A 24,840-nucleotide genomic window follows, 5' to 3' on the forward strand; every position below is an offset into this window, starting at 1 on the left:
ACGGGTAAGTGTGCGCACGGTGGTGATCTACCGCTCGGGGCGGCCGGACGGAACCGGATTCGGCCGGGGCACGTCAGACCGGGACCGCAGCACGCTGCACCCTCGGGAGGAAGAACCGCCATGAACCAGAAGCCCCGGCTCCACCGGACCCTCGCCGTCGCCGGACTCCTGCTCGCCCTCGGCAGCGCGACGGCCTGCGGCTCGGCCACCACCTCCGGTCCGACCGCGCCCGGGGACGTGCCGGCGGGCACGCCGTCGGCCACCGCCACCACCACGGTGGAGTCCCCGTCCGCCTCCGCCTCCGCGAGCCCGTCGAACCCCGAGCCCCGGCCCTCCACTCCCCCGCCGGTGAAGCCCTCGCCGCTGCCCAGCACGACCGCCACCACCCCGGGCATCGCGGTCGGCGAGCCCGACCCGAACGGGAAGGCGCCCGGCGTCTCGTACCGGGTGGACGGGCTCCGGCTGACCGTCGTCTTCTACGGCGGGGTCTGCGAGAAGTACGGGCTGAAGCTGGACGAGTCCAAGCCCGGCACCGTGCAGGCCAAGGTGGTGGTCCGGGAGCCGCAGCCGGCCGGGCAGGCGTGTGCGGCGATCGCCAAGCTCCAGGACGTCTCCGCCGACCTCAAGGAGCAGCTCGGCGCCCGGACGGTCTTCGACCAGAACACCGGCCAGGAGCTGCCGCGCAACCAGGGCCCGGACCCGGTCGGCGGCCCGAAGCACTGACGTCCCGTCAGGACGCGGACACGGCGAAGGCCCCCACCCGGAGCGGGTGGGGGCCTTCGCGGTACGACTAGCTGAACGAGTCGCCGCAGGCGCAGGAGCCGGTGGCGTTCGGGTTGTCGATCGTGAAGCCCTGCTTCTCGATGGTGTCGACGAAGTCGACGGTGGCGCCGCCGAGGTACGGGGCGCTCATCCGGTCGGTGACGACCTTGACGCCGTTGAAGTCCTTCACGACGTCGCCGTCGAGCGAGCGCTCGTCGAAGAAGAGCTGGTAGCGCAGGCCGGAGCAGCCGCCGGGCTGCACGGCGACGCGGAGCGCCAGGTCGTCACGGCCCTCCTGGTCCAGCAGGCCCTTGACCTTCTCCGCGGCGGAATCGGTGAGGAGCAGACCACTCTCGACGGTGGTCTCGTCCTGGACGCTCATCTGGTTACTCCCGGTATGTGACGACGATCTGCCGCCAGTGCCAACCAGCGGCCTCCCGGATTCATTTCCCCGGGCGGTGGTTCTCGTGGGGTGGACGGTGGTGCGAGTCCACTCCCCACGCCCCCATGCTCGCACACCGCCGGAGCGTGGTCACCGGCCGATCCTGACAAAGCCCCCGCCCGGGGCACGCCGTCACGGCAGGATGACGGGGTGATCATTCGTCAGCTCCGAGACACCTCCGCCGACGCGGAGGCCGTCGAGGCGGTGAGCCGGGCCGCCTTCCGCGACCCCACGGCCCCGGCGGACGGCCCGCCCGACCCGGACCGGCGGGTCCGCGAGCTGGCCCGGACGGCGCACGCGGTCCGGCACGACGGGCCCGGCTGCTGGATCGCCGAGCGGGACGGCCGGGCGCTCGGGGTGGCGCTCTCGCTGCGCCGGGAGGGGCTCTGGCTGCTCTCGCTGTTCGCCGTGCTGCCCGAGGCGCAGGGCCAGGGGCTGGGCCGGCTGCTGCTGGAGCGGGCGGGCACCTACGGGCGGGGCTGCCTGCGCGGGATGCTGTACGCCTCGGCCTCCCCGGCCGCGGCCCGGCGGTACCGGCGGGCCGGCTTCACCCTGCACCCGGCGATGCGGCTGAGCGGCACGGTGGACCGGGCCGGGCTGCTGGACCCGGGCGACATCCCGGTGCACCCGGGCAACCACACCCACCTGCACCTGCTGGACTCGGTGGACCGCCGCGCCCGGGGCTCGGCGCACGGCGTGGACCACGCCTTCATGCTGGCCCACTACGACGAACTGCTGATCGCCGACGCGCTGGCCGGCAGCGGCTACTGCTACCGCAGCGGCGGCGCGGTGAAGCTGCTGGCCGCCACCTCCAAGCGGATCGCCACCCGGCTGCTGCGGGAGGCGCTGGCCCGCACCCCGGACGGGGCCGAGGTGGCGGTCGAGGGGCTGACGGCGGAGCAGGAGTGGGCGGTGGACGTCGGGATGGAGCTGGGCCTGTCGCTCTCCACCGGGGGCTACCTCGCGGTCCGGGGCATGCGACCGCCCGCCACCTACGTGCCGAACCCCGCGTTCCTGTGAGGATGTGTCCCGGTGCGGCGCCGGGGACGGGCGCGGACGGGAGGAGCCGGGGATGAGCGGCGGGCAGGACCTGACGGACGGTCAGGCGGTGCTGCGGAGGGTGTCGGCGGTCGGCGGGTTCTTCGCCGTCACGCCGGGGCCGCGTCCGCCGGCGGGCTTCCGGCCGGTGGCCGAGCTACGCGGGGCGGTCTTCCTGCGGGAGCGGATCGCCGACGTGGCGCGCCGGATGGGCACCGCCGAGCCCCGGGTGGCCGCCTCGGCGGCGCAGCTGGGGGCGGCGGCCCGGCTCTGGTCGGTCGGGCTGGGCACCGCGGTGCTCGGCGGGGTGGTGCCGGACCTGGCGGGGGCGTACTGGCGCCTGGTGCCCGGCTCGATGCTGGAGCTCTGGGTGCCCGGGGTGCGCGGGCCCGGCCCGGCGGGGCTGGCGGCGGAGCTGTACCTGGAGCTGGTGGAGGGTCAGCTGCGCCCGTTCAACGAGGCGGTGCGCCGGGTCACCCCGGTGGCCGAGGGGCTGCTCTGGGGGAACGCGGCCTCGGCGCTGGCCGGGGCGGTGAAGGTGCTCGGCGGCGGCCGGGAGCTGGCGGCCGAGCTGCACGCCGTCGGCCCGCTGCGCGGTGCGCTGCGGGCCGACGGGAGGCGGACGAGCTGCTGCCTGTACTACCGGGCGCCGGGGGCGGGGCTGTGCGGGGACTGCGTCTTCGAGCGGCCGCCGCGGCGCCGGTGACGGGGCGTCGGACGACGGGCGTCAGGCGGGCGGGCGGCAGGCGGCGGCAGCGGCAGGCGGCGGCTCAGGCCATGGTGGCGAGGATCTCCTCGACCATCTCCATGGTGGTGCCGGGGTGCAGGAAGGCGAACCGGGCCACCGTCTCGCCGTCCCAGCCGGTCGGGGTGACGAAGCCGATCTGGTCGGCCAGCAGCTGCTGGGACCAGCGGTAGTAGTCCTCGTGGGTCCAGCCGGTGCGGCGGAAGCAGACCGAGGAGAGCTGCGGGTCCATCAGCAGTTCGAGGTGCTCGGTGCGCTCGATCAGGGCGGCGGTCTCCCGGGCCAGGGTGAGGCCGGCCTCGATCGCGTCGGTGTACGCCTGGGTGCCGTGCACCGCGAGGGAGAACCAGAGCGGCAGGCCTCGGGCCCGGCGGGTCAGGTGGTAGGCGTAGTCGGTGGGGTTCCACTCGTCGCCCTCGGTGTGCAGCACGTCCAGGTAGGAGGCGTCCTGGGTGTGCACGGCGCGGGCCAGCTGCGGGTTGCGGTAGATCAGCGCGGCGCAGTCGAACGGGGCGAACAGCCACTTGTGCGGGTCCACCACGAAGGAGTCCGCGTGCTCGATGCCGTCGTAGCGGGCCCGGACGGAGGGGGCGAACAGGCCGGCCCCGCCGTAGGCGCCGTCCACGTGGAACCAGATGCCGCGCTCCCGGGTGACCTCGGACAGGCCCCGGAGGTCGTCGACGATGCCCTCGTTGGTGGTGCCGGCGGTGCCGACCACCGCGATCACGGTCTCCGGGTGCGGGTCGGCGGCCAGCGCGGCGCGCAGCGCCTCGCCGGTGAAGCGGCGGTCGACGGTGGGCACCTTGAAGGCGTCGACACCGATGATGTTGAAGGTGTTCTTCACCGAGGAGTGCACCTGGTCGGCGACCGCGACCCGCAGCCGGACGCCCTCGCCGAGCCGGCGGCGGGCGGTGTCGCGGGCGACCACCAGGGCGGACAGGTTGCCCGCCGAGCCGCCGGAGACGAAGGTGCCGCCGGCCGTCTCGGGCATCCCGGCCCGGTCCGCTATCAGCCGGAGCACCTGGTTCTCGGCGGCGATGGCGCCGGCCGCCTCCAGCCAGGAGATGCCCTGGAGCGAGGCGCAGGAGACCACCATGTCGAAGAGCAGCGCGGCCTTGGTGGGGGCGCACGGGATGAAGGAGAGGTAGCGCGGGCTGTCGGCGGAGATCACCGCGCGGGACAGCTCGTGGTCGTAGAGCTTCAGCACGTCGGCCGGGGCGTTGCCGGTCGGGTTGAGCAGGCCGGCCAGCTGGGCCTTGAGGTGCTCGCCGTCGCCGGGGTGGTCGAGCGGCACCGGGTCGTACTGCAGCCGCTCGCGCATGTAGTCGAACACCAGGTCCACCAGCTCGTTGTCGGGCCGGTGCATGCGGTCGGGGGCTGCGGACATGGCAGTGCCTCTCACTGAGGGAGCGTCATGGGAGGCCCGGGGTGCGTGGGGCTCGCCGGACATGATCAGCGTAGGCAGCGGTGTGCGCCCGGCGCGCGTCGGAACGCGCCGGTCAGGGCCGGAATCGGGCGTGTTCGCGGGGGTCGGCGCAGGAATCCTGCGTCGCCCGGACGGGCGTCGGCCGAGCAGCCGGGCGACCGGTCAGCCGATCTCAGCCGATCAGCCGGGAGAGGACGACCGAGCTGCGGCTGCGCTGGACGCCGGGCTCCTTGCGGATGCGCTCGATCACCGCCTCCAGGTGCCGGGTGTCCGAGGCCCGCAGGTGCACCAGGGCGTCCGGGTCGCCGGTGACCGTCCAGGCGGCGACCACCTCGGGGAACTGCCGCAGGCTGGCCAGGATCTCCTCGGGGGCGGTCCGCTCCCGGCAGTAGACCTCGACGAACGCCTCGGTCTGCCAGCCCAGCACCTCCGGGTCCAGCACCACGGTGAAGCCCCGGACCACGCCCCGGGCCCGGAGCCGGTCGATCCGGCGGCGGACGGCGGTGGCGGAGAGGTTGGCCAGCAGGCCGATCTCGGCGTAGGAGGCGCGGCCGTCCCGGCTCAGATGGGTGAGCAGCAGCCGGTCGGTCTCGTCCAGGGAGGCCCCGCCGGGATCTGACGGTCTGCTGGTGCTCATCGGTACGGGGCTCCTGGGAAGAAACGAAACGCCGGACCATTCTGCACCGAAGGACGCGCCCGGTGCCGGACGCGTCCCCCGTGGCGGGCTACTGGCCCTTGGCGTCGGCCAGTCGGACGGAGCCGGCCAGGCAGTCGCGGAACTCGTACCAGGGCGCGTTCCCGGTCCAGCGCAGGAAGCCGCCGGAGCTGCCGGTGCCGGCCGTCGCGTCGATGAAGCGGCAGCCGTCGTAGAGCAGCTTGCCCGCGGTGGTGGCGCTGCTGGTGGTCACCTGGTGGGAGCCCAGCAGGGCGCAGTCCTGGTAGCGGATCATCGGGGCCCGGTTCGGGCTCACCGCGTCGAAGCGGTAGACGTGCGCCTGGGCCGTGGTGGCCCAGGACTGGAAGGACAGCGCGGTGTCGTCGCAGGAGACGAAGGTGATGGTGCCCTTGTACCAGGCCGAGTCGATGACCTTGTGCTTGGCGCTGCGGACCTCGAAGCGGATGCCCTGGGCGTAGAGCCGGTTGACCGAGTCGGCCCGGCCGGTGGTGCCGCCCAGCTTGAAGAAGGTCCCGTTGGCCGCCGGGTCGGTGAGGATGTACGAGCCGCCGGTGAAGTTCATCGAGCCGCCGCGCTCGTTGCGCACGAAGATCCCGGACTTGAACTCGACCTTGCAGTCCCGGAACCACATGTTGAGGAACTGGTCCTGCTGGGTCGCGGCCGGGGTCGCGCCCATCACCAGGAAGGCGTCGGCGTAGCTGCCGCCCACCTGGCAGTGGTCCCAGCCCATCTCGCTGTTGAGGTCGGACTGCGGGCTCTCGGTGTCGCCGGCCGCCCGGTCGGGGGCGCCGTCCAGGACGATGCCCGCCTTCCAGTCCCCGCGCCACTCGACGTCGGTGTACCAGGTGTCCTGCACGCCGCCGGCGTCCGAGGAGTAGGCGTAGTTGAAGGTGGAGGTGGCGTCGCGGCTGTCGAAGGTGAGGCCGCTGATCCGGATGTTCTTGTACCGGTCCCGGTTGGTCCAGAAGGTGGTGTTCCGGGCAGTCGGCGCGTAGGTGATCCGGCTCAGCCGCTTGCCGTGGCCGACGATCGCGATGCCGTCCACGATCCCGCCGTTGCCCGGGCCCGCGATGCCGGGCAGCAGCGCGTCCGGCTGGGTGATCAGGTAGTTGCCCGGCGGGATCAGCAGCACCTTCTTCGGGATGGCACCGGAGACCGGGTCGGGCTGGAAGGACGCCAGCAGCTCGGTGGCCGCGTCCTTGAACGCCTGGTCGCTGGGCGTCTGCCCGGTCGGGTCGGCGTTCTTGGCCAGCACGTCGACCACGTAGGTCCCGGCCGCCGCCTCGGCGCTCCCGGCGCCGAGCGCCAGTGCCCCGGCGGCACCCGCCCCGGTCAGGCCGGCCAGCAGTGAGCGGCGGCCGAGCGTCCCTCGTTCGTTCGTGGACATGTGTGACTCCCCCGTGAGGTCCGTACGGATCTTCGACGATCCGACCGTGATCCTCATTGATGACGGCCGGTATCACAAGGGAGATGTGACGGCCGGTCAGCTCGCACGCCCCGCCCGGCCTGCGGCGGAACGTCCGTCCGTACACCGACTCCGGTAATTCCGTCGACGCTGCCGGTGGCGGTGTGCTGCCCTGGGCGGATGGATTCCCGAGGAGGACAGTGACCGAGCTGACGGATCGTCCGGCCGCCGCGAGCGGCACGCACCTGATCGGTGGTGAGCTGCCGGTGGCCCGGCTGGGGCTCGGCACCATGCGACTGACCGGCCCCGGCATCTGGGGGCCGCCCGCCGACCGGGCCGAGGCCGTCCGGCTGCTGCGCCGCGCGGTGGAGCTGGGGGTGGGCCTGATCGACACCGCCGACTCGTACGGGCCGCACGTCGCCGAGGAGCTGATCGCCGAGGCGCTCCACCCGTACCCGGAGGGGCTGGTGATCTCCACCAAGGGCGGGTACACCCGGCAGGGGCCGGACCGCTGGGCGGTGGTCGGGCGGCCCGAGTACCTGCGCCAGTGCGTGGAGCTGAGCCTGCGCCGGCTGCGGCTGGAGCGGATCAACCTCTACCACCTGCACCGGATCGATCCGGCGGTGCCGCTCGCGGAGCAGCTCGGGGTGCTGGCCGAGCTACGGGCCGAGGGCAAGATCGGGCACATCGGCCTCTCCGAGGTCGAGGTGGCCGAGATCGAGGCGGCCCGAGCGGTGGTGCCGGTCGCCACCGTGCAGAACGTCTTCAGCCTGACCCGGCAGCGTCACCGGGACACCCTGGACCACTGCGCCCGCGAGGGCATCGCCTACCTCCCGTTCTTCCCGCTCGGCCGGGGCGACCTGGCCCGCCCGGACGGCCCCACTCCCGGCCTGGCCGAGCTGGCCGCCGCCCGCGCCGCCACCCCGGCCCAGCTCGCCCTGGCCTGGCTACTGCACCTCTCCCCCACCGTCCTCCCCATCCCGGGCACCTCCCGGACGGCCCACCTGGAGCAGAACGTGCAGGCGGCCCGGATCACCCTGAGCGGAGCGGAGGTGGCCGAGCTCACGGCCCGCTGGACGGACGTCTGACCCACCCGGGACCGGCGGCTCCGACGGCGGGGCCGGGCACTGGCCGCCCACCCGCCAGGACTGACGGAACGTCATGCCGCCGCGCTCCACGCCGGTGCCTGCGACCGGGTCGGCGGGTGCCTGCCCGCCGGGCCGTCGGCTGGCAGGCCGACCGACGGACCGGCAGGCAGGCAGACCGGATGACCCTCGCCGACGCGATCGTCTCCGGCACCCACCGGAAGAGCAGGCGCGCCCGAGCACGCACGCCCACTGGACGCGCCGGCACCGCCGGGGCCCCCGGGGTCAGTCGACCAGCAGGACGATCTTGCCCCGGGTGCGGCCCTCGGCGTTCAGGGCCTGGGCGCTGGCGGCCTGGGAGAGCGGGAAAGTGGAGGCGATCGGGACGCGCAGCCGCCCCTCGTCCGCGAGCCGGGCCAGCTCGGCGAGCCCGTCGGCGTCGGGGCGGACCCAGACGTAGTGCCCGCCGAGCGCCTTCACGCCGTAGTCGGTGATCGAGGCGATCCGGGAGCCGTCCGGGACCAGGGAGGCCGAGACCTCGACGGCGTCGCCGCCGACCAGGTCCACCGCCGCGTCCACCCCACCGGGGGCGAGCGCGCGGACCCGCTCGGCGAGCCCGGGCCCGTAGGTGACGGGCTCGGCGCCGAGCGAGCGGAGGAAGTCGTGGTTGCGCTCGCTGGCGGTGCCGATCACCCGCAGGCCGAGCGCCTTGGCGATCTGCACCGCGAAGACCCCGACGCCCCCGGCCGCGGCGTGCACCAGCACGGTCTGGCCCGCCGTCACCCCGAGCGCCCGGACCAGGCACTGATGGGCCGTCAGCCCGGCCAGCGGCAGCCCGCCCGCCTCGGCCCAGCTCAGCGAGGCCGGCTTGCGGGCCAGGGTGCGCACCGGGGCGGCCACCAGCTCGGCATAGGTGCCGTGCTCGACCGCGTCCTTGCGGACGTAGCCGAAGACCTCGTCGCCCGGGGCGAACTCGGTCACCCCGCCGCCGACCGCCTGCACCACCCCGGCGGCGTCCCAGCCCATCACCAGCGGGAAGTGCGCGTCGGTGACGCCGTCCAGGTAGCCCTCCCGGATCTTCCAGTCCACCGGGTTGACCCCGGCGGCCCGGACCCGGACCAGCACCGAATCCGGGCCGACCTTGGGGTCGGGCAGCTCCGTGTACTCGACGACCTCGGGGCCGCCGTAACGCCTGATCGCGATTGCCTTCATACCGGCCAAGCCAACCGGACGGACCGGCCGACGCGACGGTACGGCACGCGGTTCTCGTCACATCGACACTTCGGCCATCGTCAGAGCGACGCGAACGGGTTATCATAGATAACGTCAGATAGACGATAAAGGCCGAGGCTCCACAGAGTTCCGCCGCACAGGAGGGCACCCGCCCGTGACCACCACCACCGAGACCTACGGCGTCGACCCCACCCCGACGCCGCTCGCACTGCTGCTGCTCGGCCGCGAGGCCGACCCGAACAGCGAGCGCGGCGTCGAGTGCCCCGGCGACCTCCCGCCCGCCTCGGACCCGGACCTGGTGGCCCGGGCCCGTGCCGCCAAGGCCGCCCTGGGCGACCGGGTCTTCATCCTCGGCCACCACTACCAGCGCGACGAGGTGATCGAGTTCGCCGACGTCACCGGCGACTCGTTCAAGCTCGCCCGGGACGCCGCCAACAAGCCGGAGGCGGAGTACATCGTCTTCTGCGGCGTGCACTTCATGGCCGAGTCGGCCGACATCCTCACCAGCAGCGCCCAGCAGGTGATCCTCCCCGACCTGGCGGCCGGCTGCTCGATGGCCGACATGGCCACCGCCGAGCAGGTCGCCGAGTGCTGGGACGTGCTCACCGAGGCCGGCGTCGCCGACGTGACCGTGCCGGTCTCGTACATGAACTCCTCGGCCGACATCAAGGCCTTCACCGGCAAGCACGGCGGCACCATCTGCACCTCCTCCAACGCCGAGCGCGCGCTCACCTGGGCGTACGAGCAGGGCCAGAAGGTGCTCTTCCTGCCGGACCAGCACCTGGGCCGCAACACCGCCGTCCGCGACCTGGGCTTCTCGCTGGACGACTGCGTGCTCTACAACCCGCACAAGCCGAACGGCGGCCTGACCGTCGAGCAGCTGCGGAACGCCAAGATGATCCTCTGGCGCGGCCACTGCTCGGTGCACGGCCGGTTCTCGCTGGACTCGGTCAACGACGTCCGCGCGCGCATCCCCGGCGTCAACGTGCTGGTGCACCCCGAGTGCAAGCACGAGGTGGTCGCGGCGGCCGACCTGGTGGGCTCGACCGAGTACATCATCAAGGCGCTGGACGCGGCCGAGCCCGGCTCCAAGTGGGCCATCGGCACCGAGCTGAACCTGGTCCGCCGCCTCGCCAAGGCGCACCCGGACAAGGAGGTCGTCTTCCTGGACCGGGCGGTCTGCTTCTGCTCGACCATGAACCGGATCGACCTCCCGCACCTGGTCTGGACGCTGGAGTCGCTGGTCGAGGGCCGGGTGCCGAACGTGATCACCGTGGACCCGGAGACCGAGAAGTACGCCAAGGCCGCGCTCGACCGGATGCTGGCCCTGCCGTAACGATTCGCCGGGTACGGCGAAGGGCGGGCCCCCGACGGGGGCCCGCCCTTCTTCGCGCGTGCGCCGCTACGCCGGGAGACCGGGGATCAGGCCGTCGCCCTCCTCGCGGAGCAGCTCCCGGACCTGGTCCAGGGTGGCGTCCGGGTCCGGCAGGATCAGGTCGGAGGGCTCCAGCGAGTCGTCCGGCAGCGGCGTGCCGTACTCCTTCACCGCGTCGAGCAGACTTCCGAGCGCGGCCCGGAAGTGCGCCTCGTCACCCGACTCCAGCGCGACGAGGAGCTCCTCGTCCAGCTCGTTCAGCCGGTTCAGGTGCGCCTCGGCGACCTGGAACTGGCCCTCGCCCATGACCCGCATGATCATGCCGGTGGTCTCCCTGCGTAGGGGTTGCTTACTTGTTGTAGTTGATCGTGGGAGGCGTGTCCTGCTTGCCCTGCTCGATCGCCTGCGGTGCGCCGCCCGGGGTGCCCCCGGTCAGCTCGGCCTTCATCCGGGCCAGCTCCAGCTCGACGTCGCTGCCGCCGGCCACCCGCTCCAGCTCGGCCTCGATGTCGTCCTTGCGACCCAGCCCGCTGGCGTCGTCGAGCGCGCCGGAGGCCAGCAGCTCGTCGATCGCACCGGCCCGGGCCTGCATCTGCGCGGTCTTGTCCTCGGCCCGCTGGATGGCCAGGCCGACGTCGCCCATCTCCTCCGAGATCCCCGAGAAGGACTCGGCGATCCGGGTCTGCGCCTGGGCGGCGGTGTAGGTGGCCTTGATGGTCTCCTTCTTGGTGCGGAAGGCGTCCACCTTGGCCTGGAGGCGCTGGGAGGCGAGCGTGAGCTTCTCCTCCTCGGCCTGCAGGGCCTGGTACTGGGTCTCCAGGTCGGTGATCTGGGACTGCAGGTTGGCCTTGCGGGTCAGCGCCTCGCGGGCCAGGTCCTCCCGGCCGAGCGAGAGCGCCTTGCGGCCCTGCTCCTCGTACTTGGAGGACTGCTGCTGCAGCTGGGTCAGCTGGAGCTCCAGGCGCTTGCGGGAGGTGGCCACGTCGGCGACGCCCCTGCGCACCTTCTGCAGCAGTTCCAGCTGCTTCTGGTAGGAGTAGTCGAGCGTCTCACGCGGGTCCTCCGCACGGTCCAGGGCCTTGTTCGCCTTGGAGCGGAAGATCAGCCCCATACGCTTCATGATTCCGTCGCTCATGGGCCTCGGGTGCCCCCTTCTCGGGCCTGCGGTTCCGTCTCGGCTGACAGGAACGAGTCTATGCGCGGCGGCCGTCCGACCGCAGTGCTCCTGCCTGCAACAAGCCTGCTACAGCCTTCCGGCTCCAGCCTCATCCCCTGGGTGGAGACGACCCCTGACCATGATCGGAGCAGTGGGCCCGAACTCCTAGGGGACACTCCGGGGACATTCGATATCCGTTTGGGTCCGAGGGCACCACGATTTGCCGATGGCCAGCACGTACGCTGGTGGTGTGTTCCGACGCCGTTCAGAAGAAGCCTCCTCCGCCACCGCGCTGGCCGAGCAGGACGACACCCAGCCCCGTGACCCGCAGGCCCCCAAGGGCCGGCCGACCCCCAAGCGCAGCGAGGCCGAGGCCAACCGCCGCACCCGGGTGACGGTCCCCAAGGACCGCAAGGAGGCCGCGCGGCAGTCGCGCGACCGCATGCGGGCCGAGCGGGAGAAGCAGCGCAGCGCGCTGCTCGAGGGCGACGAGCGCTACCTGCCCGCCCGTGACAAGGGCCCGGTCCGGCGGTACATCCGCGACTACATCGACTCCCGGTGGTCGCTGGCGGAGTTCTTCCTGCCGTACGCGGTGGTCGTGCTGGTGCTCAGCGTGCTGCCGTCGAACGAGCTGAAGACCGCCTCCACCCTGCTCTTCATGCTCTTCTTCGTGATGGTGATCGCGGACTTCCTGCGGCTCGGCTTCGGCCTGCGCAAGGCGCTGGCCGCGAAGTTCCCCGACACCAACACCCGGGGCTCGGTGCCCTACGGCCTGATGCGCACCCTGCAGATGCGCCGCCTCCGGCTGCCCAAGCCGAAGGTCAAGCGGGGCGAGAAGCCCTGACCGCGGACCACGTGCAGCAGCCGTCCTGGGCCCAGCCCTGGACGGCTGACGCGTGGTCGGCCCCGGGCGGCCTGCCCGAGCAGGGGCTGCCCGAGCAGGCGATGGGAGAGCACGACCGGCTGCACCGGCTGCCGACCCGGGGCGCCCTGCCCACCGCCGCGACCTGGCTGGAGCGGCACGGCGGGCTGCGCAACCTGGTCCGCCAGGAGCTGGTGACCCGTCAGCTGGGCGCCCAGCTGGCCGGACTCGCCGGGCTGCGGGTGCTGGACGTCGGCTGCGGCCAGGGCACCCAGGCGCTCCGGCTGGCCCGGGCCGGCCACCTGGTCACCGGGCTGGACCCGGACCCGGTCACCCTGGGCGCCGCCCAGGCCGCGCTGGCCGCGGAGCCGGACGAGGTCCGGATGCGGGTGCAGCTGCTGGGCGGGGACTGCTACCAGGTGGGCCGCTGGTTCGGCCCGCGCAGCTTCGACGTGGTGCTCTGCCACGGGGTGCTGCCGTACCTCTCCGACCCGGACCCGATGCTGGCCTCGCTGGCCCGGCTGCTCGCCCCCGGCGGGGTGCTCTCGCTGGTGGTCCGCAACGCCGAGGCGCTCGCCATGCGGCCCGGGCTGACCGGGGACTGGCGCACCGCGCTGGAGTCCTTCGACTCCACTCGCTACACCAACCGCCTCGGGCTGCCGGCCCGGGCGGACCGGCTCGCCGACCTCTCCACCACGCTGCGCGAGATCGCCGTGCCGGTCCGGCACTGGTACGGGGTGCGGGTCTTCACCGACGCCACCCCGGACCACGAGGCCCCGGTGGACGGGCGCCAGCTGGCCCAGCTGCTGGACGCCGAGGAGCGCGCCGGGCAGCAGGACCCGTACCGCCGGGTGGCGGCGCTGCTGCACGTGGTCGGCGCCAAGCCCTGACGCCGACCTGACGGCGGCTCAGCCCTCCTGCAGGCTCATCGTGTAGATCACCGCGGCGTCGTCGAGCAGCGCGACCTTGTCGACCCCCTGGTCCAGCAGGTCCTTGTAGCCCTCGCCGATCCAGGACTCGGCGTCGCCCTGGCTGGTGAACTCCTCCTGCTCGCCCGGCAGGGTCACCACGGTGCCGTCCGCCTTCTCGTACCGCCACGTCCAGACCATGCCCGTCTCCTTCTGCTCGGTTCAGCTGCGCGCAGGTTAGCGTGCCCGCCGGGCGGGGCCCCATGCCTGGTGCGCGAGGATGGTGACCATGTCGATGCCCCGCACCCTGATCCTCGGCGGCGCCCGCTCGGGCAAGTCCACCCGGGCCGAGCAGCTGCTCGCCGACCGGCCCGACGTGCTCTACGTGGCCACCGGCGGCACCCGGGACGGGGACGCCGACTGGGCGGACCGGGTGCGGCTGCACCGGGACCGGCGGCCCGCGAGCTGGCGGACGGCGGAGACCTGCGACCTGCCGGCCGTGCTGGCCGACACCACCGATCCGGCGCCGGTGCTGATCGACTGCCTGGCGCTCTGGCTGACCGCCGTGATGGACGAGTGCGGGGCCTGGGAGGACGGGGCCTGGCGGGAGGGCGGGGCCGAGGCGGCGGTGCTGGCCCGGTGCGCCGAGCTGGCGGCGGCCTGGGAGGTGACGGAGCGTCGGGTGATCGCCGTCAGCAACGAGGTCGGGATGGGCGTGGTGCCGGCCACCGCCTCGGGGCGGCGCTTCCGGGACACCCTGGGCCGGCTCAACATGGCGGTGGCGGACGCCTCGGAGCGGGTGCTGCTGGTGGTCGCGGGGCAGGTGCTGACCGTCAAACCCGCTGGCGTGTAGCCTTCCGGACGATGGACACGACCGTGGATCTCGACGTTTTCTCCTCCCTCGTGGAGCGCCCCGACGAGAGCGCCCGCCGGGCCGGCGAGGAGCGCTGGCAGCAGCTGGACCGGCCGCGCGGCGGCCTCGGGCAGTTGGAGGAGCTGGGTGCCTGGCTGGCCGGGGTGCAGGGCGCCTCGCCCGTCCGGCCGCTGACCGCCGCCAAGGTGGTGCTGTTCGCCGCCGACCACGGCATCGCCGCGGCCGGGGTGTCCAAGCTCACCGGCGGGACCGCCCACCGGGTGCACTCGGTGCTGGACGGCACCGCCCCGGTCGCCGTGCTGGCCCGCCGCTACGGCGCGGCGGTGCGGGTGGTGGACGTCGGCGTGGACGCCGGGCCGGAGGAGTTCCCCGCCGAGGTCAGCCGCTTCCGGGTCCGCCGGGGCTCCGGCCGGATCGACGTCGAGGACGCCCTGACGCAGGCTCAGGCCGCCGAGGCGTTCCGGGCCGGCATGGCCGTCGCCGACGAGGAGGCCGACGCCGGCACCGACCTGGTGCTGCTGGGCGACCTCGGGGTCGGCTCCACCACGGCCGCCGCCGTCCTGGTCGGCGCGCTCTGCGGCACCGACGCCGCCGCCGTCACCGGGCGCGGCTCGGGCATCGACGACCGCACCTGGATGGTCAAGTGCGCCGCCGTCCGCGACTCGCTGCGCCGGGCCCGCCCGGTGCTCGGCGACCAGCTGGCGCTGCTGGCCACCGTCGGCGGGGCGGACTACGCCGCCCTCACCGGCTTCCTGCTCCAGGCCGCCGTGCGCAAGCTCCCGGTGGTGCTGGACGGCGTGGTCGGCGCCGCCGCCGCGCTGGTCGCCCAGCGGATCGCCTTCCGGGCGCCCGAGTGGTGGCGGGCCGGGCAGTCCACCGGCGAGCCGGCCCAGGCCAAGGCGTACGACCGGCTGACCCTGACGCCCGTCCAGACCCTCGGGGTCACCATGGGCGAGGGCGTCGGCGCGCTGCTGGCCCTGCCGCTCTTCCAGGCCGCCACCGACACCCTGGCCGACCCGGACCAGGCGCTGGCCGCCACGGCCGGCACGACCGCTCCCCGGACGCCGGCCGTGCCGCGCCCGCTGCCCACCGCGGCCGAGCTGCTGGGCCGGGGCTGACCCGTCTTGCCGGACGGTCTGCGCTTCGCCTTCGGCACCCTGACGGTCCTTCCGGTCCGGGTGGAGCGGTGGGACCGGGAGAGCGGCGGGCGGGCGATGGCGCTGGCACCGGTCGTCGGCCTGGTGCTCGGCGGCCTGGCGGCCGGGCTCGGTGCGCTGGTGTGCTGGCGCGGCGGGCCGCTGCTGGGCGCGGTCGCGGCCGTCGCCGTGCTCGCCGGGCTGACCCGGGGCCTGCACCTGGACGGGCTGGCGGACGTGGCCGACGGGCTGGGCAGCGGGAAGCCGGCCGAGGACGCGCTGCGGATCATGAAACAGTCGGACATCGGTCCGTTCGGGGTGCTGACGCTGCTGCTGGTGATGCTGGCCCAGATCGCCGCACTGGCCGGTGAGTTCGCGGTCTCGCCGTGGCGGGGCGCCGCCGCCGTGCTGACCGCCGCCCTCGCGGCGCGGTGCGTGCTGGCCTGGGGCTGCCTGCGCTCGGTGCCGGCGGCGCGGCCGGGCGGGCTGGGGGCGATGGTCGCGGCGACGGTGCCATGGCCCGCCGCGCTCGGCGGGTCGGCCCTGGTGGCCTTCGCGCTGGCGTGGATCTCGCCGTGGCACCCGCTCGCGCTGGCCGTCGGGCTGGGGTGCGGGTGGCTGCTGCTGCGGCGCTGCGTACGGCGGTTCGGCGGGATCACCGGGGACGTGCTCGGGGCGACGGCCGAGACGGCCGCGACCGGGACGCTGGTGGCGCTGGCGTTCTGCTGAGGGCCGGGAGCCGAAGGACGGTGGCTTCGGCGCCCGGCTGAGGACTGCGGACCGAGGGGGGACTTTGACGTCGTTTCAGGACCGGGTGCACGGCTGCCTGCTGGGCGGGGCGCTGGGCGACGCGCTCGGCTTCCCGGTGGAGGGCGCGACGTGGTGGACCATCCAGGACCGGCACGGCCCGTCCGGGGTCACCGGGCCCGTCCCGGACCGCGAGGGGGTGGTCGGGCGGATCAGCGACGACACCCAGCTGACGCTGTTCACCGCCGAGGCCCTGCTGCGGGACCCGTCCGTCCCCGGGGTGCACCAGGCGTACCTGCGCTGGCTGGACACCCAGGAGCATCCGGAGCCGCCCCCGGCGGGCTCCGCCGCGCACCGGACCGGACGGCTGCGCGAGGAGCGCTGGCTGTACGCCCGGCGCGGCCCCGGCCGGGCCTGCCTGCACGGTCTGGCGCAGGGGTACGCGCCCGACCCGCAGCGCCCGTGGGACGGCACCCCGGGCCCCGTGAACCCGGACTCGAAGGGCTGCGGCACGGTGATGCGGTCGGCGCCGTTCGGCTTCACCGGCGGCTCGTTCGAGCTCGCCGCGCGCTGCTCGCTGATCACCCACGGGCATCCGACGGCGGCGTACGCGGCGGGTGCGTACGCCTTCCTGGTGGGCGAGCTGACGGCCGGTCAGCCGCTGGAGCCGTCCGTGCGCCGGGCCCTGGCGCTGCTCGCCCGGTACCCCGGGCACCGGGAGACCAGCACCGCGCTGGAGCGGGCCCTCGCGCTGGCCGCCACCGGCCCGGCCACCGTGGACCGGCTGGAGGACCTCGGCGCCGGCTGGGTCGCCGAGGAGGCCCTGGCCGTCGGCGTCTACGCCGCGCTGGCCGCGCCCGGACCGGCCGCCGTCGGCCCGGCGCTGCTGCTGGCCGTCAACCACTCCGGCGACAGCGACTCCACCGGCGCGATCTGCGGCGCCCTGCTCGGGGCCCGGTACGGGGCCGGGGCGCTGCCGCCGGCGTGGGTGGCGCAGCTGGAGGGCCGGGCCGTGATCGCCGCCCTGGCGGACGGCTTCGGCTTCGGCGGCTGACCGGGCGTCAGGCCGGGTCGTCGGTGCGGTCGGGTCAGTCCAGGGTCAGCGCGAGGATGCCCTCCGGGAGGGCCAGGAACACCCGGCCGTCCGGGTCGAGGACCACGGAGCGGGCGGGCAGGCCGAGCCGGAGGTCGAGCGCGACCGGGTCGGCGCCCCAGCGGAACAGCCGGACCAGGCCGTCCGCCCAGGCGGCGGCGAGCACCATCCCCCGGGCGGTGTCCCGGACCGCCACGGTGGTGACCGGACACTCGCGGGCGTCGATCGGCTCCGGGGCCGGGCCCCGCCCGTCCATCCAGGTCCGTACCGTGCCGTCGGTGCCGCCGCTGACCAGCAGGACACCGCCGTCCGCCTCGGTGAGGTCGACGCCGGTGACCCGGCCCCGGTGGAGCGGCCGGTCGGTCGTGGTGCTCTGCCCGGTGGCCGTCCGGATCAGGCCCAGCCCGCCGCCGCCGTCGCCGACGGCGAGCAGCGGGCCGTCGGCGCCGACCAGCGCGGCCAGCGCGGTGACCCCGTCGGTGAAGTGCTTGGTCGCCTCCACCACGGCCGGGGTCGGCCGGCCGCCCTTCGTCTCGGGGTACGGGTAGGTGACCACGGTGCCGTCCTGCTGGAGGAGGAACTGCGAGCCCTCCGCACCGCAGACCATGCCCGCCCGGCCGTGGCCGAGCAGCCGGCTCGGGTCCACCTCCCTGACGTCCAGGCCGGTCGCCGGGTCCAGGAAGCGGAGGATGCCGCTGACGGCCGCCAGCAGGTACGGCCGGAGCGGGCCGTGCCCCGGCGCGATCCGCAGCACGCGTGCTTCGCCCCGTGGCTCGTGGGCGGGCACCCAGCCCTCGAACGGGCCCGACCAGACGGCTCGCCAGCGCTGCCCGGAGACGGCCGCGCAGTGGTCGGCGGCCAGCTGGTCGCGGCCGGCCAGCCAGGCGTGCAGCGCCGCCGCCCGGTCGGCCGGGGTGGAGCCGGCGGGGCGTACCGGGGCGGCCAGCTCCCAGGCCCCGGCGAGCGCGGTGCTCAGGTACTCGGCTCCCGGCGGTGGCGGGACCGGGGGCGGGGCCTCGTCGTCGAACAGCGGGTCGTAGGGGGGCTGGGGCGGCTGGAGGTACTCGAAGGCGGCGGTGATCGCGGCGGGGTCGGCGTGGATCAGGAAGTCGGCATCGGCGAGCAGCTGCCCGCCGATGCCCGCGTGCACCGTGTGCCGCAGCAGCAGGCCCAGCCACTGCGGGTCCACACCCGACAGCAGCGGGCGGCCGTCGGCCCCCCGGGGAAGGCCTCCGGCGATGCCCGCCTGGAGCGCCCGGTGGTCCACCGGCGGGCTGCCGGAGACCACCTGACGCTCCAGCAGGTCCGGCTGCAGCCGCCGGTACGGACCGTCGGCCGGAGGCAGGTACGCGGCGGCCAGCCGGACGGCCTCCGCCCCGCCGGCTCCCGGGAGCGCGGCCCACACCCCGTCGGTGACCGGACGGCCGGCGGCGGCCAGCGCACCGACGGTCCGGCGCGGCCCCTCGGGCAGGGCCGCCCACCAGGCCGCGGCCAGCGCGGCGGCCCGCTCGGCGAGCGGCGCCGCCGGGTCGAGCGGGGTGCCGGGCGGGGTGCGGGAGGCGAGCAGGGCCAGCCCGGGGCTCGGGTGGACCCGGTCGGCGGCCACCGGGTGGCCGGCCAGACCGGCGCACCAGGCGGCGAAGCGGTCCGGCTCCGTCCAGCGCGGGTCGTCCAGGTCGAGCAGCGCCCCGGCCGGTGCGGCGGCGCTCAGCACCGTCGCCGCGGCCGTGCCGGAGGCGGCTTCCACCAGCACCCGCAGCCACGGGACCTGGAGCAGCGGCGTGAGCAGCTCGACGGCGATCCGCTCGGGCATGTCCGGCAGCAGGTCGCCGCCGGCCCGGTCCAGATCGGTGACGACCAGGGTGCGGGGCACGCCGTCCTGGAGGGCCTCCATCAGCTCCTCGACGGTGCGCGCCACCGTGCCGAGCCACTCGGCCAGCCGCCAGGTCGCACCACGGAACGTCAGGCCCTCGGCGGAGAGCAGCAGATGGACCCGGCGTCCGGGCCGGGGGTTGTCCGGCGGGGCGGCGGCGGCGAGCCAGGAGAGCAGGTGGGTGCGCCCGCTGCCCGAGGAGCCGGCGATCCGGCAGAAGCGGGGAGCGCGCTCGTCCTCCAGCCAGTCGAGCAGCGCCCGCCCGGCCGGCCGCCGGCCGGCCCGCAGCGGCGGGACCGGCGCCGCCCCGCCCGACGGGACGCCGGCTTCCGGGACGGAGCCGTACGCCGGGTTGTGCCAGAAGGCCCGTGCGCTGCCCCAGTGGTCGAGCATCCAGACACCGGCGACGGCGTGCGGGGGGACCCGGCCGGCCGGGTCGTGGCCCTCGTCCACCTTGTACCGGTACACCCGGCTGCCGGGGGGCCCGGAGGGCTCCGTCCAGGGCTGGTCGTACTCCGGGTCGGGGAGCCAGTCGAGCGGCTTGCACGGCTCCTTCGGCGGCCGGTACCCCTCGGCGGCGCGTGCCTTCAGCTCGGCGAGGCCCGACACCGCTCGGCTCTCGGGGACGGGCCGGCCGGCCAGGGGCGTGCCCGGATCGAGGACCAGCTCCCGGAGGGCCTCCGACGGGGACAGCTCCCGGGCCCTGGCTTCGAGGAGCTTGGTGTACCAGTACATGGCGCCGTTGAAGTTGTCGGCGACGAGGTACCGCGCGATGTCGGCCGCGCCGTCCTCGTCGCAGATCCACAGGTAGCCCACCAGCTCGCCCCGGTCGGTCCGCACCTCGACGTACTCGACCGGCTTCTCGGTGGTGTTCGGGTAGCGCGGCGCTCCCATGGTGCTCACTGGTTCGCTCTCTTCCGTCATGACAGGATCTCCGCGAAGATGTGGACCTTGTTGCCCTCCGTGAGCACCTCGGTCGCGCGCCAGGTGAGGTCCCGGCCGAGGAGCAGCTCCCGCTCGGCGTTGGCGATCGACCCGGGCCGCTCCATCCACATCGCGGGCGTCCCGGCGGGGACCTTGATGTGCATGACCGCTTCCTTGCCCCGCCACATCGCCGGGAGGTCGCCGAAGCCCGTGGACAGGTAGCCCCGCTCGGTGAACGCCTGGCCCTTCAGGCTCATCGGGTCGCCGCCGACCCCGATGAGGTGCTCGATGTCCGTGCCCCGGGTCACGATGAGGTCCTGCGGCACGGGCTGCCGCCGGAGTGCCTGGTCGATCAGATCGACGCTCCGTCTGACGCTGGGGTCGGTCACGGCGTCGATCTGCCCGTCGGCGGCCCGGAGCGAGCCGTTGACCTTCTCGTACGGCGCTCCCGCTCCCCGGTTCGCCTCACCGCGCGTGTAGCTTTCGAGCGCGACCTTCTCCTGCTCGCGGAGCCCGTCGGCGGTCCGGTTCCAGGTCTGCTGGGCGTACGTCTGGGCGGCGGCGTCGTCGTAGAGCCTGGCGGTCTGGGCCTGGGCCTGAACGGCCTCCCGGATCGCCGCCAGCTCCTGCTGGGACTTCGCGGAGGCCTCGAGGTCCAGGTCGAAGGACCCCGCACCCTCCGCCTTGGGCGCCTCGGGCTCGGGCTGGTGTGGTGAGGGGGCGTCAGGCTCGGGAGTGTGCGCACGCGCCTCGGGCTCCGGGACGCGCGGGGCCTCGGGGGCGGGCGGTTCCGGGGTGTGCACCGGGGCGGGTTCGGGAGCGCGCTGGTACGCCGCCTCCGGGAAACCCTCCACCCGGGCCGGGGGTGCCTGCCGGTACGCCGCCTCCGGGAAACCCTCCACCCGGGCCGGAGGCGCCTGCCGGTACGCCGCCTCCGGGAAACCCTCCGGTCGGGTGGGTGGGGTGGCCCGGCCGGGGGTGGGGATGTCGGCGTGCCGGGCCGTGTCGGCGACGGCGCGGCGGGCGAGGTCGTCGGCCCCGCTGAGGGCGCCGCGTTCGGCGGAGTTCTTCAGGGCGTTGGCGGCGACCCGCCTGGCCGCGACGCCGGCCGTACTGGTGCCGCCGGTGGCGGCGCCGGAGGCGACGTCGAAGATGACCCGGCCGGTGGCCTCGAAGGGGTCGGAGCGCCAGCCGGAGCCGGCGAGGGACTTGACCAGCTCGGTGGGGTGGTTGGCGGTCCGGAGCAGGCCGAGCGAGGTGGTGAGGACGTGCTCCTGGTACTGGGCCGGGTGGGTGAGGTTGTAGGGGTCCTGCGGGTTCAGCGAGCGGACGAACTTGACCGCGTCGGCACCGCCCTTGGCGACGCCGCCCAACAGGTGGAGGCTGCCCACGGCGGCGCCTTGGACCAGGTCGGTCTGGGCTGCGGCGACCTGCTGGAGGAAGCTGGGCTCGCGCGGTGCGGAGGCGGTGGCGGCCGACACCGCGTCGGCGGCGGTGAGGGCGGCGGCGTCGCGCTGGCGACGGGCCTCGCGGAGCAGTTCCTGAGCCTGTTTCAGGCCGTCCTGGCCGGGGTCGTGGAAGGTGCCCGGGTCGGTCGGTCGGGTGAGGTCGGTGCCCCCGGCGGCGGCAGCGCTGTTGTACCGCTTGACGGCGTCGTTGTACCGGTCGACCTGGTCGTTGTACGCGTCCCGGGCCCGTTCGGACGCCTTGTGGGCCGCCTCGTGGGCGTCGATCGCCTGCCGTGCCCGGCCCTGGGCCCACTCCACGGTGCGGGCGTAGGTGTCGAGGGCCTTGGCGGCGGCGCCGCACGCCTCGGCGGCGAGCACCCAGAGGGCGGGCTGCGGGCTGAACTTGGCCCGGAAGGCGTCCCCGGCCTCGCCCTTCCAGTGCTCGGCGTCCAGCCTGGTCAGTCCGGAGCCGGTCTCGTCGAAGGCGGCCTGGAACGTGTGCAGATGCTGCGCGGCCTCGTTGATCGCCCCGACGTCGCCGTGCACCAGCTCCTTGGGGTCGTCGGTCTGACCGAGGTTCAGCTCACCGACCAGCGCGCCCAGGCTGTCGGCGACGCCGTCGCCCCACTGGTCGACGGCGTGCGCGGCACTGTCCAGTCCCACCAGGTCCAAGCCGTCGCCGACCAGGTGGGCACCGGCGTTGACCGTCTCGCCCAGCGCGCGCTTGCCGCCGTCGACCACGCGCTCGAACAGGTTGCTCACCTGCGGTCCACGAACTGCTCGGCCTGCCGGGTGAGTTGCTCGGCCCGGTCCTTGGACTCGGCGGTCTCCTCGGCGAGTTCGGCACCGAAGCCGGCGGCGGCCACGTTGCCGCGCACGAAGGAGTTCTCCAGCAGGTCGGCCTTGGTGGCCTGCACGGCGGCCTCGGTGCGCAGCGAGGACTGCGCGAAGGACTCGGCGGAGAAGTCCGCGTCACGGACCTGGGTGAACGGGTTGTCGGCCAGCACCTCCCCGTAGGACATCTTCGCCAGGTCCTCGCCGGTCAGGTTCGGATTGCCGAGCGCCGCGTTGGTCAGTTCCTTCGCCACCCCGCTGACGTACTCCTCCTGCTCGGCGTACAGACCGGCCGAGAGGTTGAGCCGGCGGGCGATCTCGTTGCCGTCCTGGATCAGTGCCCGCACGCCCCAGGACCAGCGGTCGCAGAACTCCTCGAAGACGGACTGGAGCGCGGGGTGGCCGATCTCCAGCCCCGTCAGGCTGATGTCGCCGAAGCCCCGGCCGACCAGCGCCGCCTCCTCGATGCCGAGCGAGCGCAGCTCCTCGATCGCGTGGTCGATCCCGTCCGCGGCGAGCTTGAGCGCCTGCGGATCCACCTGGTACGAGGCCATCAGCCGGCCACCGCGCCCGCGCCGCCCGCCCCGTCCAACGCGACCGCGTCCGGCACGATCCCGCGGACCGGCGGGAAGAGCATCGGCATGCTCCCGGCCGCGTTCAGCGCCACCCCGGCGGGCACCCCGACGGCGGGCACCCCGACGTCCAGCAGGCGTGCCCCACGGACCGTCAGGTAGTCCACCGCGCCGCTCTGCTGCCCCCTGGCCCGCGCGAAGGCGACCAGCTCGGCCTCGTCGGTGAAGGCGTGGATCCAGCGGATCCCGCCCTGGTCACCCGTCCAGACCGGCCCGTCCGGACCGGTCTGCGGCACCAGCACCAGGCCGGCCCGGAATTCCGCCAGCACCAGTTGTGGATCGCCCACGCCGGCGTACTGCATGCGAAGTTGGTGCGTCAGCCCGGCGTTCGCCACTGCCCCCCCTGTCCCCGGCGGAGAACGATAGCCCACGGACCTCCTGACGGGTCGTCGGTTTCCGTTCACCGCGACGGGGTGGCGGCCCGGAGCGCCGTCCTGACCGATTGGGGCGGCCGGACGGGGCAGCATTCCAGCATGCGGACTACCATGCGGTGAGCACTGTGCCGGGTGCGGCTTCCGTACCGGCCGTGAACCCGATGAAGAACAGGACTCGTTTACGTGACTGCACTGTCTGTGAGCACCTCCTCCGCCGCCTCGCTGCGCGCGGACGCCCTGGTGATCGGCGTGGCCAAGGGCCCCAAGGGGCTGCTGCCGGCGGCCGGTTCGGAGGCGGTGGCCGAGGCGTTCGACGGGAAGCTGGCCGAGGTGCTCGCCACCCTGGGCGCGACCGGCGCCGAGGGCGAGGCGGTCAAGCTCGCCGCTCCGGCCGGGCTGAAGGCCCCGCTGGTGCTGGCGGTCGGCCTCGGTGACGGCGAGCAGGGCTTCGGGCTGGAGACGCTGCGCAAGGCCGCCGGCACCGCCGCGCGTGCGCTGGCCGGCACCAAGAAGGCCGCGCTGGCGCTGCCCGCCGCCACCGCCGAGGAGGTCGAGGCGGTCGCGCTGGGCGGTCTGCTCGGCTCGTACGCCTTCGGCTCGTACAAGAGCGACGCCAAGGCGCCGGTCGGCGAGCTGGTCGTGCTGACCGAGCGCAAGGGCAGCAAGGACGCCAAGGCCGCCGTCGAGCGCGCCACCGCCGTCGGCGAGGAGATCAACCGCGCCCGCGACCTGGTCAACACCGCCCCGAACGACCTCAACCCGAAGTCCTTCGCCGCGATCGCCACGGCGGCCGGCAAGGAGCACGGCCTCAAGGTCGAGGTGCTGGACGAGAAGGCGCTGACCAAGGGCGGCTTCGGCGGCCTGCTGGGCGTCGGCACCGGCTCGGCCAACCCGCCCCGCCTGGTCAAGGTGGCCTACACCCACCCGAAGGCCAAGGCCACCCTCGCCTTCATCGGCAAGGGCATCACCTACGACTCGGGCGGCATCTCGCTCAAGCCGGCCGGCCACAACGAGACCATGAAGTGCGACATGGCCGGCGCCGCCGCCGTGTTCGCCACCGTGGTCGCGGCCAAGCGCCTGGGCCTGCAGGTCAACGTCACCGCCTGGCTCGCCCTGGCGGAGAACATGCCGTCCGGCACCGCCACCCGCCCGGGTGACGTGCTGCGGATGTACGGCGGCAAGACCGTCGAGGTGCTGAACACCGACGCCGAGGGCCGCCTGGTGCTGGCCGACGCGATCGTGAAGGCCGGCGAGGAGAACCCGGACGTCATCGTCGACGTCGCCACCCTGACCGGCGCCATGGTGCTGGCCCTGGGCACCCGGATCTTCGGCGTGATGTCCAACAGCGACGAGCTGCGCGACCGCCTGCACGCCACCGCCGAGGCGGCGGGCGAGCAGTCCTGGCCGATGCCGCTGCCGGTCGAGCTGCGCAAGGGCATGACCGAGAGCAGCATCGCCGACCTGGCGAACATGGGCGAGCGGATGGGCGGCGGCCTGGTGGCCGGTCTGTTCCTGAAGGAGTTCGTCGCCGAGGGCATCGACTGGGCGCACCTGGACATCGCCGGCCCGGCCTTCCACGAGGGCGCACCGCACGGCTACACCCCGAAGGGTGGTACCGGTTCGGCCATCCGCACCCTGCTGCGCTTCGCCGAGGACACCGCCGCCGCCAAGGGCTGAACCCTCCGGTAGGGCATTCACGGGCCCGGCGCATTGCCAGTTACCTGCTGGTAATACGCCGGGCCCGTTTCTGACAACGTCTGTTCGCCATAGGCGAAACTTTGTTCCGTAGTGC

Annotated in this window: 24 protein-coding genes; 12 read left to right on the top strand and 12 right to left on the bottom strand. The window is 74.2% G+C overall.

Annotated features, from left to right (window positions below):
* The first annotated feature begins 120 nt into the window (after positions 1-120).
* Entirely contained in the window at positions 121-723 is a 603-nt protein-coding gene (locus tag ACIRBX_RS11025) for a hypothetical protein (RefSeq protein ID WP_402295466.1), read from the top strand.
* A 67-nt stretch (positions 724-790) separates the two neighbouring features.
* On the opposite strand, the gene erpA is transcribed toward ACIRBX_RS11025, so the two are convergent.
* Entirely contained in the window at positions 791-1,144 is a 354-nt protein-coding gene (erpA, locus tag ACIRBX_RS11030; RefSeq protein ID WP_345279850.1) for an iron-sulfur cluster insertion protein ErpA, read from the bottom strand.
* A gap of 210 nt (positions 1,145-1,354) precedes the next feature.
* On the opposite strand from erpA, the gene ACIRBX_RS11035 reads away from it, so the two are divergent.
* Positions 1,355-2,224 (top strand): GNAT family N-acetyltransferase, encoded by an 870-nt coding sequence (locus ACIRBX_RS11035; protein WP_402295468.1) that lies wholly within the window; start codon positions 1,355-1,357, stop codon positions 2,222-2,224.
* Positions 2,225-2,276: 52 nt separating this feature from the next.
* A complete protein-coding gene (locus ACIRBX_RS11040; protein WP_402295469.1) occupies positions 2,277-2,948 on the top strand; it encodes a (2Fe-2S)-binding protein in 672 nt (223 codons plus the stop codon).
* Between the two features lie 64 nt (positions 2,949-3,012).
* Here ACIRBX_RS11040 and ACIRBX_RS11045 read toward each other — a convergent pair whose 3' ends face one another.
* From ACIRBX_RS11045 to ACIRBX_RS11055, 3 genes are all read right to left on the bottom strand, one after another.
* The gene (locus ACIRBX_RS11045) at positions 3,013-4,374 is read right to left on the bottom strand and encodes a pyridoxal phosphate-dependent decarboxylase family protein (RefSeq protein ID WP_402295471.1); all 1,362 of its coding nucleotides are present in this window, start codon (positions 4,372-4,374) and stop codon (positions 3,013-3,015) included.
* A 211-nt stretch (positions 4,375-4,585) separates the two neighbouring features.
* The gene (locus ACIRBX_RS11050) at positions 4,586-5,050 is read right to left on the bottom strand and encodes an Lrp/AsnC family transcriptional regulator (protein ID WP_402295473.1); all 465 of its coding nucleotides are present in this window, start codon (positions 5,048-5,050) and stop codon (positions 4,586-4,588) included.
* 88 nt (positions 5,051-5,138) lie between these two features.
* Entirely contained in the window at positions 5,139-6,476 is a 1,338-nt protein-coding gene (locus ACIRBX_RS11055; protein WP_402295475.1) for a hypothetical protein, read from the bottom strand.
* Positions 6,477-6,694: 218 nt separating this feature from the next.
* Between ACIRBX_RS11055 and ACIRBX_RS11060 the strand changes: the two genes are divergently transcribed.
* Positions 6,695-7,582 (top strand): aldo/keto reductase, encoded by an 888-nt coding sequence (locus ACIRBX_RS11060; protein WP_402295476.1) that lies wholly within the window; start codon positions 6,695-6,697, stop codon positions 7,580-7,582.
* Between the two features lie 282 nt (positions 7,583-7,864).
* Here the strand turns inward: ACIRBX_RS11060 and ACIRBX_RS11065 are convergent, their stop codons facing one another.
* Positions 7,865-8,791 (bottom strand): NADP-dependent oxidoreductase, encoded by a 927-nt coding sequence (locus tag ACIRBX_RS11065; protein ID WP_402295478.1) that lies wholly within the window; start codon positions 8,789-8,791, stop codon positions 7,865-7,867.
* Between the two features lie 175 nt (positions 8,792-8,966).
* On the opposite strand from ACIRBX_RS11065, the gene nadA reads away from it, so the two are divergent.
* Positions 8,967-10,148: a quinolinate synthase NadA gene (gene nadA, locus ACIRBX_RS11070; protein WP_402295479.1), complete on the top strand. Its 1,182-nt coding sequence runs from the start codon at positions 8,967-8,969 to the stop codon at positions 10,146-10,148.
* Between the two features lie 66 nt (positions 10,149-10,214).
* On the opposite strand, the gene ACIRBX_RS11075 is transcribed toward nadA, so the two are convergent.
* Together ACIRBX_RS11075 and ACIRBX_RS11080 are read right to left on the bottom strand one after the other, a co-directional pair.
* A complete protein-coding gene (locus ACIRBX_RS11075; protein WP_402295481.1) occupies positions 10,215-10,508 on the bottom strand; it encodes a hypothetical protein in 294 nt (97 codons plus the stop codon).
* Between the two features lie 28 nt (positions 10,509-10,536).
* Positions 10,537-11,322, bottom strand: coding sequence for a PspA/IM30 family protein (locus ACIRBX_RS11080; RefSeq protein ID WP_402295482.1), 786 nt, complete (start codon positions 11,320-11,322; stop codon positions 10,537-10,539).
* 247 nt (positions 11,323-11,569) lie between these two features.
* Here ACIRBX_RS11080 and ACIRBX_RS11085 point away from each other — a divergent pair, with 247 nt between their 5' ends.
* Both ACIRBX_RS11085 and ACIRBX_RS11090 read left to right on the top strand, forming a co-directional pair.
* A complete protein-coding gene (locus ACIRBX_RS11085) occupies positions 11,570-12,187 on the top strand; it encodes a DUF3043 domain-containing protein (RefSeq protein WP_402295483.1) in 618 nt (205 codons plus the stop codon).
* A 101-nt stretch (positions 12,188-12,288) separates the two neighbouring features.
* Positions 12,289-13,095, top strand: a complete 807-nt coding sequence (locus ACIRBX_RS11090; RefSeq protein WP_402296452.1) for a class I SAM-dependent methyltransferase — start codon at positions 12,289-12,291, stop codon at positions 13,093-13,095.
* 18 nt (positions 13,096-13,113) lie between these two features.
* On the opposite strand, the gene ACIRBX_RS11095 is transcribed toward ACIRBX_RS11090, so the two are convergent.
* Positions 13,114-13,314 (bottom strand): hypothetical protein, encoded by a 201-nt coding sequence (locus tag ACIRBX_RS11095; RefSeq protein WP_402295484.1) that lies wholly within the window; start codon positions 13,312-13,314, stop codon positions 13,114-13,116.
* 88 nt (positions 13,315-13,402) lie between these two features.
* Between ACIRBX_RS11095 and cobU the strand changes: the two genes are divergently transcribed.
* The 4 genes from cobU (at position 13,403) to ACIRBX_RS11115 (ending at position 16,924) form a co-directional block, all read left to right on the top strand.
* Positions 13,403-13,966, top strand: a complete 564-nt coding sequence (cobU, locus tag ACIRBX_RS11100; protein ID WP_402295486.1) for a bifunctional adenosylcobinamide kinase/adenosylcobinamide-phosphate guanylyltransferase — start codon at positions 13,403-13,405, stop codon at positions 13,964-13,966.
* A gap of 11 nt (positions 13,967-13,977) precedes the next feature.
* The gene (locus tag ACIRBX_RS11105) at positions 13,978-15,105 is read left to right on the top strand and encodes a nicotinate-nucleotide--dimethylbenzimidazole phosphoribosyltransferase (protein WP_402295487.1); all 1,128 of its coding nucleotides are present in this window, start codon (positions 13,978-13,980) and stop codon (positions 15,103-15,105) included.
* A gap of 6 nt (positions 15,106-15,111) precedes the next feature.
* A complete protein-coding gene (locus ACIRBX_RS11110) occupies positions 15,112-15,852 on the top strand; it encodes an adenosylcobinamide-GDP ribazoletransferase (protein WP_402295488.1) in 741 nt (246 codons plus the stop codon).
* A gap of 64 nt (positions 15,853-15,916) precedes the next feature.
* Positions 15,917-16,924: an ADP-ribosylglycohydrolase family protein gene (locus ACIRBX_RS11115; RefSeq protein ID WP_402295490.1), complete on the top strand. Its 1,008-nt coding sequence runs from the start codon at positions 15,917-15,919 to the stop codon at positions 16,922-16,924.
* A gap of 34 nt (positions 16,925-16,958) precedes the next feature.
* On the opposite strand, the gene ACIRBX_RS11120 is transcribed toward ACIRBX_RS11115, so the two are convergent.
* Genes ACIRBX_RS11120 through ACIRBX_RS11135 form a run of 4 tightly spaced genes read right to left on the bottom strand, consistent with a single transcriptional unit; the run spans position 16,959 to position 22,976 of the window.
* Positions 16,959-19,760, bottom strand: coding sequence for a hypothetical protein (locus ACIRBX_RS11120; protein WP_402295491.1), 2,802 nt, complete (start codon positions 19,758-19,760; stop codon positions 16,959-16,961).
* The gene (locus tag ACIRBX_RS11125) at positions 19,757-21,970 is read right to left on the bottom strand and encodes a putative T7SS-secreted protein (protein ID WP_402295493.1); all 2,214 of its coding nucleotides are present in this window, start codon (positions 21,968-21,970) and stop codon (positions 19,757-19,759) included. Before ACIRBX_RS11125 ends, ACIRBX_RS11120 begins: the two co-directional genes overlap by 4 nt.
* Complete coding sequence (locus ACIRBX_RS11130; RefSeq protein WP_402295495.1) at positions 21,967-22,596, bottom strand: hypothetical protein; 630 nt, start codon at positions 22,594-22,596, stop codon at positions 21,967-21,969. Before ACIRBX_RS11130 ends, ACIRBX_RS11125 begins: the two co-directional genes overlap by 4 nt.
* Positions 22,596-22,976, bottom strand: coding sequence for an SseB family protein (locus ACIRBX_RS11135; protein ID WP_402295497.1), 381 nt, complete (start codon positions 22,974-22,976; stop codon positions 22,596-22,598). The genes ACIRBX_RS11130 and ACIRBX_RS11135 overlap by 1 nt, the downstream gene beginning before the upstream one ends.
* Before the next feature lie 255 nt (positions 22,977-23,231).
* Here ACIRBX_RS11135 and ACIRBX_RS11140 point away from each other — a divergent pair, with 255 nt between their 5' ends.
* Entirely contained in the window at positions 23,232-24,725 is a 1,494-nt protein-coding gene (locus tag ACIRBX_RS11140) for a leucyl aminopeptidase (protein WP_402295499.1), read from the top strand.
* Positions 24,726-24,840: the final 115 nt, after the last annotated feature.

Origin of the sequence: Kitasatospora sp. NPDC096147 (genome assembly GCF_044763225.1) — a bacterium.
Taxonomy (GTDB): Bacteria; Actinomycetota; Actinomycetes; order Streptomycetales; family Streptomycetaceae; genus Kitasatospora.

What these genes read in the sequence shown, in the direction of transcription:
- ACIRBX_RS11085 (WP_402295483.1), top strand. Translation starts at nt 11,570, where the DNA reads ATGGCCAGCACGTACGCTGGTGGTGTGTTCCGACGCCGTTCAGAAGAA.
- ACIRBX_RS11105 (WP_402295487.1), top strand. Translation starts at nt 13,978, where the DNA reads ATGGACACGACCGTGGATCTCGACGTTTTCTCCTCCCTCGTGGAGCGC.
- cobU (WP_402295486.1), top strand. Translation starts at nt 13,403, where the DNA reads ATGTCGATGCCCCGCACCCTGATCCTCGGCGGCGCCCGCTCGGGCAAG.
- ACIRBX_RS11135 (WP_402295497.1), bottom strand. Translation starts at nt 22,976, where the DNA reads ATGCAGTACGCCGGCGTGGGCGATCCACAACTGGTGCTGGCGGAATTC.
- ACIRBX_RS11120 (WP_402295491.1), bottom strand. Translation starts at nt 19,760, where the DNA reads ATGACGGAAGAGAGCGAACCAGTGAGCACCATGGGAGCGCCGCGCTAC.
- ACIRBX_RS11065 (WP_402295478.1), bottom strand. Translation starts at nt 8,791, where the DNA reads ATGAAGGCAATCGCGATCAGGCGTTACGGCGGCCCCGAGGTCGTCGAG.
- ACIRBX_RS11025 (WP_402295466.1), top strand. Translation starts at nt 121, where the DNA reads ATGAACCAGAAGCCCCGGCTCCACCGGACCCTCGCCGTCGCCGGACTC.
- ACIRBX_RS11130 (WP_402295495.1), bottom strand. Translation starts at nt 22,596, where the DNA reads ATGGCCTCGTACCAGGTGGATCCGCAGGCGCTCAAGCTCGCCGCGGAC.
- ACIRBX_RS11045 (WP_402295471.1), bottom strand. Translation starts at nt 4,374, where the DNA reads ATGTCCGCAGCCCCCGACCGCATGCACCGGCCCGACAACGAGCTGGTG.
- erpA (WP_345279850.1), bottom strand. Translation starts at nt 1,144, where the DNA reads ATGAGCGTCCAGGACGAGACCACCGTCGAGAGTGGTCTGCTCCTCACC.
- ACIRBX_RS11040 (WP_402295469.1), top strand. Translation starts at nt 2,277, where the DNA reads ATGAGCGGCGGGCAGGACCTGACGGACGGTCAGGCGGTGCTGCGGAGG.
- ACIRBX_RS11055 (WP_402295475.1), bottom strand. Translation starts at nt 6,476, where the DNA reads ATGTCCACGAACGAACGAGGGACGCTCGGCCGCCGCTCACTGCTGGCC.
- ACIRBX_RS11090 (WP_402296452.1), top strand. Translation starts at nt 12,289, where the DNA reads ATGGGAGAGCACGACCGGCTGCACCGGCTGCCGACCCGGGGCGCCCTG.
- ACIRBX_RS11080 (WP_402295482.1), bottom strand. Translation starts at nt 11,322, where the DNA reads ATGAGCGACGGAATCATGAAGCGTATGGGGCTGATCTTCCGCTCCAAG.
- ACIRBX_RS11050 (WP_402295473.1), bottom strand. Translation starts at nt 5,050, where the DNA reads ATGAGCACCAGCAGACCGTCAGATCCCGGCGGGGCCTCCCTGGACGAG.
- ACIRBX_RS11095 (WP_402295484.1), bottom strand. Translation starts at nt 13,314, where the DNA reads ATGGTCTGGACGTGGCGGTACGAGAAGGCGGACGGCACCGTGGTGACC.
- ACIRBX_RS11075 (WP_402295481.1), bottom strand. Translation starts at nt 10,508, where the DNA reads ATGATCATGCGGGTCATGGGCGAGGGCCAGTTCCAGGTCGCCGAGGCG.